This window comes from Streptomyces sp. NPDC005962 (assembly GCF_040629205.1).
Classification (GTDB): Bacteria; Actinomycetota; Actinomycetes; order Streptomycetales; family Streptomycetaceae; genus Streptomyces.
Map to the genome: position 1 here is coordinate 137,403 of NZ_JBEXVE010000023.1, position 14,502 is coordinate 151,904.

The following is a 14,502-nucleotide window of genomic DNA, read 5'->3' on the forward strand; positions in this document are numbered from 1 at the left end:
CCGCAACCTACACCGACGCCGAGCCGGGCCAGCAGGTGAGGCGTGCTTGTCAGGAGCGGCACAGGGTCACCGCCAGGCGTGAGGTGGCCCCGGCCCCGGCGAGTGCGGCGGCGGCCGCCCGCTCCACCCTGAGCACCACCAGCGCCCCGCCGTCCGCCGGACCGCCATCGAGCGCCCCGGCATCCGGCCCGTCCGCCTCCGGGGAGCCTTCGGCCCCCGTCGGGCCGCCGCCCCGGGCGCCGGGGACGGCGGCCACCCGGACCCCGCGCGCGACCACCCGCGCCAGGGCCCCGGGCCCGCGGTGCCGGACGGCGTCGGGTGCGGGCGTGGCCAGTACGTCCACCCGGTCGCCGGGGTGCAGCAGCCGCACCGCCGCCGCGTCGGCGATCCGGACCGGAGCGGACACCATGGCGGGGTGCGGCGGCTCGTACCGGCCCCCGGCAGCGGTGGCGGGGGCAGGCTCCGGGCGCGCGGACCCCTGGCCGGAGGACGGTGCCGCGGCCGCGAGCGCGGCGGCCGTCAGTGCGAGCCCGGCCGCCATGGAGCGCCGCCGTCGCCGCGCGGACCGCCGCAGCCGGTATCTGCCGTCGCGCGCCACCCGCACCGGACCGAAGCGCGGCACCGCGCGGGCCGGGGGAGTGGCGCGGGTAGGCAGAGAAGCCGCGGGGGACACGGGCGCGGGAAACGGGGACGCGGAGAACGGGGACGCGGAGAACGGGGACGCGGAGAACGGATGGGACATGGCACAACACCGCCTGCCGTGAGGAGCCAGGAGCTTTGGGCCCCTTCACCATGCCCGGCCCCGCCAGATCCCGCCGGGGCCTGTGGACGGCCGCCACCTTGTGGACAACTCGGTCCCCCACACGAGTTCACACCCGCACCAGCACGAGTGCACACGCGCACCAGCGGGCACCCGTATCAGCGCGCCCGCACCCGTGCGGCGGCCCCACCGGCCCAGCCGCTACGGCAGCTCGATCCCCAGGTCCCAGCCGTCGTGCCCGTGCGCGCACAGGCAGTCCCGGTCCGCGTTGTCCGGAAGTCCGCTCACCGCGTCGAAGAGCACCTCGCGCAGCCGTCCGACGTTCTCGCCGAACACCTTCAGCACCTCGGCGTGCGAGACGCCCTCACCCGTCTCCACCCCCGCGTCCAGATCGGTGACCAGCGTCAACGACGTGTAGCACAGCTCCAGTTCACGGGCGAGCACCGCTTCCGGATGTCCTGTCATCCCCACCACCGACCAGCCCTGCGCGGCATGCCATCGCGATTCCGCCCGCGTGGAGAAGCGCGGGCCTTCGATCACGCACATCGTCCCGCCGTCCACCGGCTCCCAGTCGCGTCCGCGTGCCGCCGCCACCGCGGCCTGCCGCCCCACCGGGCAGTACGGGTCGGCGAAGGTCGTGTGCACCACGTTCGGCACCCGCCCGTCCGGGAGCGGCTCACCGTCGAAGTAGGTCTGGGTACGCCCCTTGGTGCGGTCCACCAGCTGGTCCGGCACCAGCAGCGTCCCCGGCCCGTACTCCGGCCGCAGCCCGCCCACCGCGCACGGCCCGAACACCTGCCGCGCCCCGACCGAGCGCAGGGCCCACAGGTTGGCGCGGTAGTTGATCCGGTGCGGCGGCAGATGGTGCTTGCGCCCGTGCCGGGGCAGGAAGGCGACCCGCCGTCCCGCGATGTCGCCGAGGAAGAGCGAATCGCTCGGAGCCCCATAGGGAGTCTCCACGGTGATCTCGGTCACATCGTCGAGGAAGGCGTAGAACCCCGACCCTCCGATGACCCCTATGTCTGCCTGTGTGCTGCTCGTCTCGGCCATGCGGTCACCCTAGTCAGCCGTGGCCGACGGCGCCCGGACGCACCGCGCCCCCGCGGCTTCCCGGGAGGAAGCGGCGGGGGCGCGAAATGTGCGAGGTCAGGCGGCCGAGCTGGTACTGCTCGACGACGACGTGCTCGACGAAGAAGATGAGGAGGACGACGAGGATGAAGACGACGACCCCGAGGAGCTGTCCGAGGAGGAGGACGAAGACGACGAGCCCTTGTCCGAGGAGCTCTTGTCCGACGACGAGCCGCCGTCGCTCTTCGCCGCGGTCTTCGACGAGCTGCCGCTCGAGCCGCTGGACGAGGAACGGCTGTCGTTCCGGTAGAAGCCGGAGCCCTTGAAGACGATGCCGACCGCGGAGAACACCTTCTTCAGGCGTCCCTGGCACTCGGGGCACTCGGTGAGCGCGTCGTCGGTGAACTTCTGCACCGCCTCGAGGCCCTCGCCACACGCGGTGCACTGGTACTGGTAGGTCGGCACGTACTTCCTCCTGGCACTCTCACTCGTTGAGTGCTAACGACGCTCCATAGTGCAGTATTCCGGCCCGCCAGTCCACCGCAGTACGGCACACGGTGACCTATGCCACGCCATCAGCCGCCGCCGGTGCCCAGCCAGCCCGCCAACTTGCCGCCCCGGCCGACGGCCCGCAGCCGCTGTTCGGCCGCGTCCCGCACCGGGTCGGTGGCCACCACCAGGAGTTCGTCGCCGCGCCGCAGCACGGTCGAGGGCAGGGGTACGAAGCTGGAGCCGCCCCGGACGACGAGGGTGACCGCGGCCCCGGGCGGCAGCCGCAGTTCGGCGACCTCCACGCCGTGCATCCGGGAGTCCTTGGGGATCGACACCGACAGCAGATGGCCGCGCAGCCGCTCCAGTGGCGCCGATTCGATACCGAGATCCGCGGTGCCCTCCGTCTCCTCCAGCCGCAGCCGGGTGGCGAGCCAGGGCAGCGTCGGCCCCTGGATCAGGGTGTAGATGATCACCAGGACGAAGACGATGTTGAAGAGCCGACGGCTGTCGGGCACCTCGCCGACCATGGGAATGGTCGCGAGCACGATGGGCACCGCGCCGCGCAGCCCGGCCCAGGACAGCAGGACCTTCTCGCGCCAGGCGACCCGGAACGGCGTCGTGCTCACCACTACCGACACGGGCCGGGCGACCATGGTCAGCACCAGCCCGACGACGACGGCCGGCCAGATGTCGTCGGCCAGTTCGTGCGGCGTCACCAGCAGGCCGAGCAGGACGAACATGCCGATCTGGGCGAGCCAGCCGAGCCCCTCGGCGAAGCCGCGGGTGGCCGGCCAGTGCGGCAGCTTCGCGTTGCCCATGACGAGCGAGGCGAGGTAGACGGCGAGGAAGCCGGAGCCGTGCGCCAGAGCCCCGCCCGCGTACGCGACGACCGCGATGGCCATCACCGCGATCGGGTAGAGACCCGAGGCGGGCAGGGCCACCCGGCGCAGGCCGTACGAGCCCAGCCAGCCGATCGCGAGACCGATGGCCGCGCCGATCGCCAGCTCCAGCGCGATCTCGCCGATCATGAGGTACCAGGAATCGATCGGGCCCTGGCTGGAGAAGGCGACCACAAGGATCACCACTGGGGCGTCGTTGAAGCCCGATTCGGCCTCCAGGGTGCCGGTGAGCCGCTTGGGCAGCGGCACCTTGCGCAGCACGGAGAAGACCGCCGCGGCGTCCGTGGACGACACCACCGCGCCGATGATCAGCGCCTGCCGCCAGTCCAGCCCCACCACATAGTGCGCCGCCGCCGCGGTGACTCCCACGCTCACCGCGACGCCCACGGTCGACAGCGCGGCGGCCGTCGGCAGCGCGGGTTTGATTTCTCCCCACTTGGTGCCCAGGCCGCCCTCGGCCAGGATCACGACCAGCGCGGCGTAGCCGATGACCTGCGTCAGTTCGGCGTTGTTGAAGGTGACGCCGAGCCCGTCCGACCCCAGGGCGACGCCCATCCCGAGGTAGAGCAACAGGGTGGGCAGCCCACTGCGGGAGGAGATCCTTACGGCCGCCACCGCGACGAGCAGGACGAGAGAGCAGACCAGCAGCAGTTCATTGAGGTGGTGGACAGTCAGGGGCCGAACCTTTCTCACGTGCGCGGCGGGACCTTCGGGGACAAGATGAACGGTTCCCGGCCGACCGGAACTTCATTTCCTTACCTAACATTTTACGGGTTCTTGACGCGGGCCTTCCACGCGGGCCGCCCGCGGAGGTGTGGAAGGCCCGGTCCGGCGGCCGGTGGCCCGGTCGGGGTGGCCGGTGGACGGCGTCAGTCATGACTCCGCGTAGGGGCGGCGACAGCCCTGCGCCTATGGTTGCTCCAGCACTCCAGGATCACCCTGCCCCTCGAAGGACAGCGATGCCCGCCAACACAACCGGCTCTTCTCCTAAAAAGAAGAGCCGTCGTCTCCGCCTGATCGTGATCGCAGTCGTGCTGCTGCTCGTGGGGGGTATCGGCTTCGGCACGTACTGGAGTATCAGTACCGTGCGGGCCTCTTTCCCGGAGACCACGGGGTCGCTGCAGCTCAAGGGGCTTTCCGACCCCGTCCAGGTAAAGCGCGACGGTCAAGGCATACCCCAGATCTACGGCGATTCACCTGAGGACCTGTTCCGCGCCCAGGGCTTCGTCCAGGCGCAGGACCGCTTCTGGGAGATGGACGTCCGCCGTCATATGACGTCCGGTCGGCTCTCGGAGATGTTCGGTTCCAGCCAGGTGGAGACCGACGCGTTCCTGCGCACCATGGGCTGGCGCCGGGTGGCGCAGAAGGAGTACGACACCAAGCTGTCGCCCTCCACCAAGAAGTATCTGCGGGCCTATTCCGCCGGGGTCAACGCCTACCTCAAGGACCATGAGGGCAAGGCGCTGTCGGTCGAATACGCGGCGCTGGGCTTCCAGAACGACGGCTACAAGCCCGAGAAGTGGACCCCGGTCGACTCGGTCGCCTGGCTCAAGGCCATGGCCTGGGACCTGCGCGGCAACATGCAGGACGAGGTGGACCGCGCCCTGGCATCGAGCCGGCTGAGCGCCAAGCAGATAGAAGAGCTGTACCCCTCGTATCCGTACAGCCGGAACAAGCCGATCGTCCAGGGCGGCGCGCTCAACGAGGCCACCGACGAGTTCGACCCCAAGGCGACCCCGACGGGCACCACGGGCAGCGCGGGGTCCACCGGCGCGGTGAACGGGGCCACTGGAGCGGCGCAGGGCCTGCAGAGCCAGCTGACGTCGATGTCCAAGACCCTGGAGAAGGTCCCGTCGCTGCTCGGCCCCAGCGGAAGCGGTATCGGTTCCAACTCGTGGGTCGTTTCCGGCCGGTATACGACCACCGGTAAGCCGCTGCTCGCCAACGACCCGCATCTGGCGCCCCAGGTGCCGTCCGTCTGGTACCAGATGGGCCTGCACTGCAACCAGGTCAGCAGCAAGTGCCCGTTCGACACGGCGGGATACACCTTCTCCGGGATGCCCGGTGTGGTCATAGGCCACAACCAGGACATCAGCTGGGGAATGACCAACCTGGGTGCCGACGTCAGCGACCTCTATCTGGAGAAGGTCACCGCGTCGCACTACCTCTACGACGGCAAGCAGGTCCCCTTCCGCAGCCGTGAGGAGACCATCAAGGTCGCGGGTGGCAAGAACCGCACGATCACGGTACGCAGCACCAACAACGGGCCGATCGTCTCCGACCGGGACGACGAGCTGACGAAGGTCGGCAAGAGCGCACCGGTCGGCAGCGGGGCCGACGATGTGGCCCCCGACCGCGGCGACGGTTACGCGGTCGCCCTGAAGTGGACCGCGCTCTCCCCGTCCAACAGCATGGACGCGGTCTTCGGGCTCAACACCGCCCGCAACTTCGACGACTTCCGCAAGGCGGCCGGCGACTTCGCGGTCCCCTCCCAGAACCTCATCTACGCGGACACCAAGGGCAACATCGGCTACCAGGCGCCGGGCAGTATTCCGGTGCGCTCCAAGGGCGACGGCCGCTACCCGGCACCCGGCTGGGACTCGCGCTACCGCTGGTCGAAGTTCATCCCGCAGTCGGCGCTGCCCTGGGAGTACAACCCGGACCGCGGCTTCATCGTCACCGCCAACCAGGCCGTCATAGACAAGAAGAAGTACCCGTACCTGCTGACCGACGACTGGGGATACGGCGCGCGGAGCCAGCGCATCACCGACCTGATCCAGTCCAAGATCAAGGACGGCGGGAAGATCTCCACGGACGACATGCAGACCCTGCAGACGGACAACAGCAGTGAGATCGCCAAGGTGCTGACGCCCTATCTGCTGAAGATCAACGTCAAGGACCCGTTCGTCCGGGACGCCCAGAAGCTCCTGGAGGGCTGGGACTACACCCAGGACGCCGACTCGGCGGCCGCCGCGTACTTCAACGCCGTCTGGCGCAACACCCTGATGCTCGCCTTCGGCGAGAAGATGCCCAAGGAGCTGCGGGTCAAGGGGCAGTGCCTGCGGGTGCGGCCGGCCGGGGACTCCGGTCCGATCGAGGACCTGGACGGCAACACCCGGCTGGTGCGCGAATGCGGTACGCGCGACGCCGACCAGGCCCAGCCGGACGGCGGCGACCGCTGGTACGAGGTCGTCCGGAAGATCCTCAAGGAGCCGGGCAACGACTGGTGGAAGACCGCCGGCACCCGCAATCAGCCGGGCGCGGCCAACCGTGACGAGCTGCTCGCGGAGGCCATGAAGGACGCGCGCTCCGAGCTGACCGCCAAGCTGGGCAAGAACATCAACACCTGGAGCTGGGGCCGGCTGCACCGGCTGACGCTGAAGAACCAGACGCTGGGCACCGCGGGCCCGGGTGTCGTCCAGTGGATGCTGAACCGCGGCCCGTGGGACCTCGCGGGCGGCGAGGCGGCGGTCAACGCGACCGGCTGGAACGCGGCGGGCGGCTACGAGGTCACCTGGGTGCCGTCGATGCGGATGGTCGTCAACCTCGACAACTTCGACAAGTCGCGGTGGATCAACCTCACCGGTGCCTCCGGCCACGCCTACAACGCGCACTACACGGACCAGACCGAGAAGTGGGCCAAGGGCGAGCTGCTGCCCTGGGCGTTCAGCAAGAGCGCGGTGGACAAGTCGACGGACGATCAGCTGGCCCTCACCCCCTGAGGCCGCAGACGGCCCGCTGCGGGCCGTTCCCGCCCCCGCCCCGAGGCGGGGGCCCGCGACCCTCCCGGCCCCGCCACAGCGCCTTCGGGCGCCCGTGGCGGGGCCGCCGCGTTGCCGGGTGGGGCTCAGGTGAAGCGGTGTGCCCCCGAGGGCGTCACCGCCGCGTGCACCGGCCGGTCGTGGGGCTCCTCCGGGACCGCGTCCAGCAGCTCGCCGTCGTACAGCAGCACCACCAGTGCGGGGTCGGCCCCGGCCCGAGCCAGCCGGGCCAGCACCCGGTCGTACGAACCGCCGCCGCGCCCCAGCCGCATACCGCGCCGGTCCACCGCGAGCCCCGGCAGCAGGACCGCGTCCGCCCGGGTGACGGCCTCCGGGCCCAGCCGCGGCCCGCCGGGCTCCAGCAGGCCGCGACCGGCGCGCACCAGCCCGTCCGGGCCCTCGTCCGCGCCCCAGTCGAGATCGTTGTCCGGCAGCAGGACGGGCAGCAGCACCCGTACGCCTCGCGCGCGCAGCGCGTCCCGCAGCGCGCGCGTGCCGGGCTCGCTCCCCACCGAGACATAGGCGGCCACGGTGTCCGCCCGGGTCAGCTCCGGCAGCTCCAGCGCGCGAGACGCCAGCGCGGCTCCGGCTGCCTCGATGTCATCCGCCGTCAACCCGGATCTCACCGCCAGGAGGCGCTTCCGCAACGTCGGCTTACTAGCGTCGATGGGGCTCACTGAGTGCACATACTTCCTGTCTCATGTCATATTCACCGTATCCTCATCAATTGCCTAAAAGGCACCGGATAAGGTTCGGGACATGACTCAAGCGCGTACTCGGATCAGCAAGGCTGTCATCCCTGCCGCGGGGCTCGGAACCCGCTTCCTCCCGGCCACCAAGGCCACCCCGAAGGAGATGCTGCCGGTCGTCGACAAGCCGGCGATCCAGTACGTCGTCGAGGAAGCCGTCACCGCCGGCCTGTCCGACGTTCTTATGATCACAGGTCGCAACAAGCGGCCCCTGGAAGACCACTTCGACCGTAACTACGAGCTCGAAGAGGCCTTGACCCGCAAGGGCGACGAGACCCGCCTCGCCCGCGTCCAGGAGTCCAGCGACCTGGCGACCATGCACTACGTCCGGCAGGGCGATCCCCGGGGCCTCGGCCACGCCGTGCTCTGCGCCGCCCCGCACGTAGGTGACCAGCCCTTTGCCGTCCTCCTCGGCGACGACCTCATTGATGCCCGCGACCCGCTTCTGGCCCGCATGGTCGAGGTGCAGGAGCAGTACGGCGGCAGCGTCATCGCCCTGATGGAGGTGGACCCCGCGCAGATCCACCTCTATGGCTGCGCCGCCGTGAAGCCCACCCTGGACGAGGGCGTCGTCCAGGTCACCGGACTGGTCGAGAAGCCCGACCGGGCCGACGCGCCCAGCGCCTACGCGGTCATCGGCCGCTATGTGCTGGACCCGGCCGTCTTCGACGTGCTGCGCCGCACCGAGCCCGGCCGCGGTGGCGAGATCCAGCTCACCGACGCGCTCCAGGCGCTCGCCTCGAATCCGGACCTCGGAGGCCCGGTGCACGGCGTCGTCTTCACGGGCCGGCGGTACGACACAGGCGACCGTGGCGACTATCTGCGTGCCATTGTCAGACTCGCGTGCGAACGTGAGGACCTGGGCCCGGACTTCCGGGAATGGCTTCGCAGTTACGTCACCGAGGAGATGTAGCACTTTGAGCAGCACCGCGGCACGGGCCGCCGATCAGGGCACGGGCGAGGGCCGGGAGCGTCAACGGGTCTGGTCGGTGGCCGAGCATCTCGACGACATCCTCGGGCATATGCACCCGCTGGACCCCATCGAGCTGCAGCTGCTGGACGCCCTGGGCTGCGTCCTGGTCGAGGACGTCACCGTGCCCGCCGCCCTCCCGCCCTTCGACAACAGCGCGATGGACGGCTATGCCGTCCGCACAGCCGATGTCGGGGCGGCGACGGGGGAGCATCCCGCGGTGCTGACGGTCGTCGGGGACATCGCGGCGGGCAGCGGTGAGCTGCCCGCCGTCGGCCCCGGCGAGGCCGCCCGGATCATGACCGGCGCCCCGCTGCCGCCCGGCGGCCAGGCCGTCGTCCCGGTCGAGTGGACCGACGGCGGCCTGGACGACGGGCCGGTCAGCGGCATGCCCGCCCGCAGTACCGATCCGCACGGCGGTAGCGGCCTGGTGCGGGTCTTCCGGCCGGCCCGGGACGGGCAGCATGTGCGCACCCGGGGCAGCGACGCGGGAGCGGGGGAGCTGGCGCTGAGCGCCGGTACGGTCCTCGGGGCGGCCCAGATCGGGCTGCTGGCCGCCATCGGCCGGGCCACGGTCCGGGTCCGGCCGCGGCCCCGCGTCGTGGTGCTGTCCACCGGCAGCGAGCTGGTCCAGCCCGGTGAGGAGACCGGGCCCGGCCGCATCTACGACTCCAACAGCTACCAGCTCACCGCCGCCGCCCAGGAAGCCGGGGCGATCGCCTACCGGGTGGGCGCGGTCGCCGACGACGCGGAGACGCTGCGCTCCACCGTCGAGGACCAGCTGAGCCGCGCCGACATCGTCGTCACCAGCGGTGGAGTCAGCGTCGGCGCGTACGACGTGGTCAAGGAGGCGATGCACGAGGTCGAGTTCCGGACCGTGGCCATGCAGCCCGGCAAGCCCCAGGGCTTCGGGCGGATCGGCCCCGACCGGACCCCGCTGCTCGCCCTCCCCGGCAATCCGGTCAGCTCGTATGTCTCCTTCGAGCTGTTCGTACGGCCGGTGATCCGCACCATGCTGGGCGTGGGCCTGGTCCACCGCACCACCGTGCGGGCCGTCTGCGCGGACGTCATCGCGTCCTCGCCCGAGGGCCGGCGCCAGTTCCTGCGGGGCTGGTACGAGCCGTCGGCGACGGCGGGCGAGCCGGGCACGGTCGCCCCGGTGGGCGGTGCCGGATCGCATCTGATCAAGGCCCTCGCCCGGGCCAACGCGCTGATCGTGATCCCCGAGGACGTGACCGAGGTCGCCCCCGGGACCGAGGTGGACGTCGTCCTTCTCGCCTAGCCAGGGCCTACGGCGGGTACGGTGTCGTCGCACAGAGCCACCTGGCCCGACCGGGAGAACGATGAGCAGCGCCCAGGACCACCTCACCCATCTCGACCCGGCGGGCGCGGCGCGCATGGTCGACGTCTCGGCCAAGGACGTCACCGCGCGCACCGCCCGCGCGAGCGGCCGCGTACTCGTCGCGCCGCGCGTCGTCGAACTGCTCCGCGGCGAGGGCGTCCCCAAGGGTGACGCCCTCGCGACCGCGCGGATCGCGGGCATCATGGGCGCCAAACGCACCCCGGACCTGATCCCGCTGTGCCATCCGCTCGCCGTGTCGGGCGTGAAGGTCGACCTCGCGGTCGCCGACGACGCGGTGGAGATCACCGCCACCGTGAAGACCACCGACCGCACGGGCGTCGAGATGGAGGCCCTGACGGCGGTCTCCGTGGCCGCCCTGACGGTGATCGACATGGTCAAGGCCGTCGACAAGGGCGCGGTCATCACCGACGTGCGGGTGGAGGAGAAGACGGGCGGGAAGTCCGGCGACTGGAGCCGGGAATGACCGCCCCCGGCGCACCTACCGGACCTGACGTCCCTGACGTCCCTGATGACGCGCCGCGCTACCGCGCCTTGGTCGTCACGGCCTCCAACCGTGCCGCCGCCGGGGTCTACCCGGACAAGGGCGGCCCGCTGATCGCCGAGGGGCTGACCGCGCTCGGCTTCGCGGTCGACGGCCCGCGCGTGGTGCCCGACGGCGACCCGGTGGAGGCGGCGCTGCGGGAAGCGGTGGCCGCCTCGTACGACGTCGTCGTGTCCACCGGCGGCACCGGCCTCACCCCGATGGACCGCACCCCCGAGGCCACCCGCAAGGTGCTGGACTACGAGATCCCCGGCATCGCGGAGGCCATCCGCGCCGAAGGGCTCGCGAAGGTGCCCACCGCGGCGCTCTCCCGGGGGCTGGCCGGGGTCGCCGGGACGACCATGATCGTCAACCTGCCCGGCTCGACCGGGGGCGTCCGCGACGGTCTTGCGGTGCTCGGGCGGCTCTTGGCGCACGCGGTCGACCAGATCCACGGCGGCGACCACCCCCGACCCGCCGGTCCCGCCGACGCAGCCGACGCGGCCGGGAGCGCGAGCTGAACGCGCCCTGGCCCGTCGTGCTGGCGGACGGCGACACGCTCCTGCGCCCCATAAAGCTGCGGGACCAGCGTCCCTGGCGCGAGGTCAACCAGCGCAACCGGGACTGGCTGAGGCCCTGGGAGGCGACCATCCCGCCGCCCGCGCCCGGCGGCCCCCTCACCCAGCGGCCCACCTACCGGCAGATGGTGCGCCATCTGCGCGCCGAGGCGCATGCCGGGCGGATGCTGCCGTTCGTCATCGAGCACCAGGGGCGGCTGGCCGGGCAGTTGACGGTGGCCGGGATCACCTGGGGTTCGATGTGCTCGGGCCATATCGGCTACTGGGTCGATCAGTCGGTGGCCGGCCGCGGCGTCATGCCGACCGCCGTCGCGCTCGCCGCCGACCACTGCTTCCGCACCGTCGGACTGCACCGCATCGAGGTGTGCATCCGGCCGGAGAACCTGCCGAGCCGCCGGGTGGTGGAGAAACTCGGGTTCCGCGAAGAGGGGCTGCGGCCGCGCTATCTGCACATCGACGGTGCCTGGCGCGACCATCTGGTCTTCGCGCTCACCGTGGAGGAGTTGTCGGAGGGGCTGCTCGCCCGATGGCACCGGACCCGGCCAGGGGCATCACAGAAATAAGAAATCTGTTCGATTACATTAGGCCCATTCCCAACCTGGTCATCCCAACAATCACAAAAAACTTTCGAGATATCAGCCAGATCGTGCGACACACCGCGCCAATTGGCAGATGGCCTCATGCGGACCCCTCTACCGTGTGAGCGTGAGCAGCAGTGGCCTCATCTACGCAGTCATCGTCGGGGCCTGGGCCGCCTATTTGGTGCCGATGTGGCTCCGTAGGCAGGACGAGCTCAATGAGGCCCGTCCGACGGAACGCTTCAGCACCGCCATCCGGCTGTTGTCCGGACGGGCGGGCATGGAGCGCCGTTACGCCAAGGGGCTTGAGGACCGAGAGCGCCCGGGGACCCCGGACGACCCGGCGGTGCGCACCGCGCAGGACGCGGACACCCCCGACGCCGGGGGGCGGTCCGTCGATCCCGAGCGCTTCTCCGCCGACCCGGAAGCCGTCACCGACGCGGTCGACGTCCGGGCCTTCGCCGAGCCCGTGACCTTGCTCGCGCCCGCTCCCGGCGGTCCGGACACGCCGCAGGCGGACGGCGGGGCCGCGGCCCCGGCTCCGGCCGCTCCGGCTGTCCCCGTCGGCGGCAGCGCGCTGGAGCGCGGGCGGCGCGCGCGGGTGCTCCAGCGCCGTCGCCGCACCACCGTGGTCCTCTTCGTCGTCTTCACCCTCGGCGCGGTCGTCGCGGCGGTCGGCGGTCTCGCCTTCCTGTGGGCCCCGGCCATGCCGGCCATACTGCTCAGCGCGTACATCGCCTATCTGCGCGCCCAGGAGCGCCGCCGCTTCGCCTTCACCATGGACCAGCGCCACGCCGAGCAGGCCGCGCAGCGGCTGCGGGAGCGCCGCCGCCCGCGCGGCCATTCGTCCGCCGAGGGCCCCTCCGCCGTCGACGGCCCCGCCGATCAGCCCGCCCCCGCCGAGGCCGAGCCCGCCGCCGTCCCGTCCGCCTCCCCGCATGCGGCCGGGCGCCGTGCCCTGGTCGAACAGACCGACCACGCGGAGTGGGTGGACCAGGAGCGCGAGCGTGAGCGCGGCCCGGCCACCGGGGAGGGCTGGGAGCCGGTACCGGTCCCGCTGCCGACGTACGTCACGGCGCCCGTCGCCCCCCGCGCGACCGGCAGCGTCGACCTGGCCGCCCCCGACGCCTGGAGCTCCGCCCGCTCCAGCACCGTCGACCGCGCCCAGGCCCCGGCGCCGCCCGCCGAGCCCGACGCAGGTCAGGGCCCCCCGGCCCCGTCCCGCACCCCTCGGGAACGCGGCCGCACCCCCCTCTTCGACCAGTACGCGGACGAGGACCGGCCCCGCGCCGCCAACGAGTGACGCGCACTCCATTGACCAGCGGGGAACGGATTTCCAAGCACCCCGCAGGGGATGCTAGAGTTTCACTCGTTGCAAGGGCCTGTGGCGCAGACTGGTAGCGCACCTCGTTCGCATCGAGGGGGTCAGGGGTTCAAATCCCCTCAGGTCCACAGCAGCTCGAAGCCCCCGCCGGGGAAACCTGGCGGGGGCTTTTTGGTGCCGTACAGCAGCGAAGTACAGCAACTACTTCCGATCTTGCTTACCGAGGTGCTTGCCGAGCCTCCGCAGCGCCTTACGGGTGGCTTCGGACGGGACGTGCGTGTAGATCTCCATGGTCACCGCGATCTTGCTGTGCCGGAGGATCTGCATCGCGATGCGCGGGTGCACGTCGAGTGCGGCGAGCAGCGACCCACAGGTGTGACGCGTGTCATGCAGCCGGATCCGGCGGATGCCAGCCTTGGCGGACCGGTCGGCGAACGAGCGGTTGAAGTTGCGCGGCTCGATCGGGGTTCCGTAGCGGGTGGTGAACACGAAGTCCGAGTCCGTCCACAGCTCTCCGGCCGTTTGCTTGGCCGCTTCCTGCTCCTTCCTGCGCACCTGAAGAGCGGTGACACAGATGTCGGGAAGCGGCAGGACGGCCGTTGAGGCTTCGGTCTTGGTCTCGTCATGCACCAGACGCCGACGGATGCGTTGAAGCTGCACCGTGACCTCCCCGGCATCAAGGCGGCCCGCTTGCGCGGGCCGCGCGCTGGCGGCCCGTGGCCGCCGCCCGCTCCTGTCTACCGCCCCGCTCTGCGGCGCCCCCGTGCCGCTCAGCGCGCCAACCCACACCAGCGACCCACCGGACACAGTCAGCATCGGGAACAGCTGTCGCAGTGCGCCCCGACGATCGCCGCAAACGCGTACAGACAGCGGAGCGACCAGGGCCAAGCGCCCAACCGGTTGGCCGTCGAACGGCGGCTACGCGGAGCGGTTTACATGGCCGACCGTCCGCCGACTGCGGCCATCGCTGTTGTGCGCGCAGAAACGGCCAGCGGCGGGGGAGGGGAGCCGGGGTAGGAGGAGCGTCGGCCGTCAACCCCGGTCTGATGTGGCCGGCCGCCGTACTGCCGCCGTCACGGATGCGGGCGCGTGAGCAGACGTGCCGCCCTGGACGTGGCGGGCGGGGAGCGCCTGCTGCCGCGCGGTGGTTCGGCCCGTCGTGGTCGCTCCGCGTCGGTTCCCGTATCGCCGTGGCTGGGCAGCGTGTCGTAGACGCATCGCGCATCGCCAGCGTGGAACCCACCTCGCCGTGCATGCCTCGCACTTGTCACCATCCCTTTCTTCACCTGGACTCATCCGGGGCAGGCAGTGCCGAAGCGAGCACGACAACCACCCCGGTACCATCGGGACGCTGTTGGCTAATTCGTGGTCCTGATCACTTGGTCCCATCGAGTTGTTTCTCGGCGGGGCGAAGTCGTGCGAAGTGGCTGGGCGGGTGTG

General features: G+C 71.2%; 14 protein-coding genes and 1 tRNA gene. 9 read left to right on the top strand and 6 right to left on the bottom strand.

The genetic code is table 11. The features are described 5' to 3' along the window. Positions 1-49: 49 nt before the first annotated feature. The 4 genes from ABZ370_RS31085 to ABZ370_RS31100 form a co-directional block, all read right to left on the bottom strand. Positions 50-742 (bottom strand): RcpC/CpaB family pilus assembly protein, encoded by a 693-nt coding sequence (locus ABZ370_RS31085; protein WP_358627251.1) that lies wholly within the window; start codon positions 740-742, stop codon positions 50-52. Positions 743-961: 219 nt separating this feature from the next. After that, positions 962-1,810: an S-methyl-5'-thioadenosine phosphorylase gene (locus tag ABZ370_RS31090; protein ID WP_358627254.1), complete on the bottom strand. Its 849-nt coding sequence runs from the start codon at positions 1,808-1,810 to the stop codon at positions 962-964. A 96-nt stretch (positions 1,811-1,906) separates the two neighbouring features. Beyond that, positions 1,907-2,293 carry an FmdB family zinc ribbon protein gene (locus ABZ370_RS31095; protein WP_358627256.1) on the bottom strand — a complete coding sequence of 129 codons (387 nt, stop codon included), beginning with the start codon at positions 2,291-2,293 and terminating at the stop codon, positions 1,907-1,909. Between the two features lie 110 nt (positions 2,294-2,403). Beyond that, positions 2,404-3,912, bottom strand: a complete 1,509-nt coding sequence (locus tag ABZ370_RS31100) for a potassium/proton antiporter (protein ID WP_358627258.1) — start codon at positions 3,910-3,912, stop codon at positions 2,404-2,406. A 266-nt stretch (positions 3,913-4,178) separates the two neighbouring features. Between ABZ370_RS31100 and ABZ370_RS31105 the strand changes: the two genes are divergently transcribed. Then, complete coding sequence (locus ABZ370_RS31105; RefSeq protein ID WP_358627261.1) at positions 4,179-6,941, top strand: penicillin acylase family protein; 2,763 nt, start codon at positions 4,179-4,181, stop codon at positions 6,939-6,941. A 125-nt stretch (positions 6,942-7,066) separates the two neighbouring features. Here ABZ370_RS31105 and ABZ370_RS31110 read toward each other — a convergent pair whose 3' ends face one another. After that, positions 7,067-7,666, bottom strand: coding sequence for a 5-formyltetrahydrofolate cyclo-ligase (locus tag ABZ370_RS31110; protein ID WP_358627264.1), 600 nt, complete (start codon positions 7,664-7,666; stop codon positions 7,067-7,069). Between the two features lie 73 nt (positions 7,667-7,739). On the opposite strand from ABZ370_RS31110, the gene galU reads away from it, so the two are divergent. From galU to ABZ370_RS31145, 7 genes are all read left to right on the top strand, one after another. After that, the gene (gene galU / locus ABZ370_RS31115; protein ID WP_358627267.1) at positions 7,740-8,642 is read left to right on the top strand and encodes a UTP--glucose-1-phosphate uridylyltransferase GalU; all 903 of its coding nucleotides are present in this window, start codon (positions 7,740-7,742) and stop codon (positions 8,640-8,642) included. Positions 8,643-8,718: 76 nt separating this feature from the next. Continuing rightward, complete coding sequence (glp, locus tag ABZ370_RS31120; protein ID WP_358627305.1) at positions 8,719-9,981, top strand: gephyrin-like molybdotransferase Glp; 1,263 nt, start codon at positions 8,719-8,721, stop codon at positions 9,979-9,981. A gap of 61 nt (positions 9,982-10,042) precedes the next feature. Then, positions 10,043-10,525: a cyclic pyranopterin monophosphate synthase MoaC gene (gene moaC / locus ABZ370_RS31125; RefSeq protein ID WP_063735369.1), complete on the top strand. Its 483-nt coding sequence runs from the start codon at positions 10,043-10,045 to the stop codon at positions 10,523-10,525. Then, positions 10,522-11,103, top strand: a complete 582-nt coding sequence (locus ABZ370_RS31130) for a MogA/MoaB family molybdenum cofactor biosynthesis protein (protein WP_358627270.1) — start codon at positions 10,522-10,524, stop codon at positions 11,101-11,103. The genes moaC and ABZ370_RS31130 overlap by 4 nt, the downstream gene beginning before the upstream one ends. After that, complete coding sequence (locus tag ABZ370_RS31135; RefSeq protein ID WP_358627308.1) at positions 11,100-11,723, top strand: GNAT family protein; 624 nt, start codon at positions 11,100-11,102, stop codon at positions 11,721-11,723. Before ABZ370_RS31130 ends, ABZ370_RS31135 begins: the two co-directional genes overlap by 4 nt. A 142-nt stretch (positions 11,724-11,865) precedes the next feature. After that, on the top strand, positions 11,866-13,041 hold the full coding sequence (gene glpR / locus ABZ370_RS31140) for a gephyrin-like molybdotransferase receptor GlpR (protein WP_358627273.1): 1,176 nt from the start codon (positions 11,866-11,868) through the stop codon (positions 13,039-13,041). 75 nt (positions 13,042-13,116) lie between these two features. Continuing rightward, positions 13,117-13,190: transfer RNA gene (locus ABZ370_RS31145), tRNA-Ala, on the top strand. 73 nt (positions 13,191-13,263) lie between these two features. On the opposite strand, the gene ABZ370_RS31150 is transcribed toward ABZ370_RS31145, so the two are convergent. Beyond that, positions 13,264-13,878, bottom strand: coding sequence for a tyrosine-type recombinase/integrase (locus ABZ370_RS31150; RefSeq protein WP_358627275.1), 615 nt, complete (start codon positions 13,876-13,878; stop codon positions 13,264-13,266). 273 nt (positions 13,879-14,151) lie between these two features. Here ABZ370_RS31150 and ABZ370_RS31155 point away from each other — a divergent pair, with 273 nt between their 5' ends. Then, positions 14,152-14,274, top strand: a complete 123-nt coding sequence (locus tag ABZ370_RS31155) for a hypothetical protein (protein WP_358627278.1) — start codon at positions 14,152-14,154, stop codon at positions 14,272-14,274. Positions 14,275-14,502 lie beyond the last annotated feature (228 nt).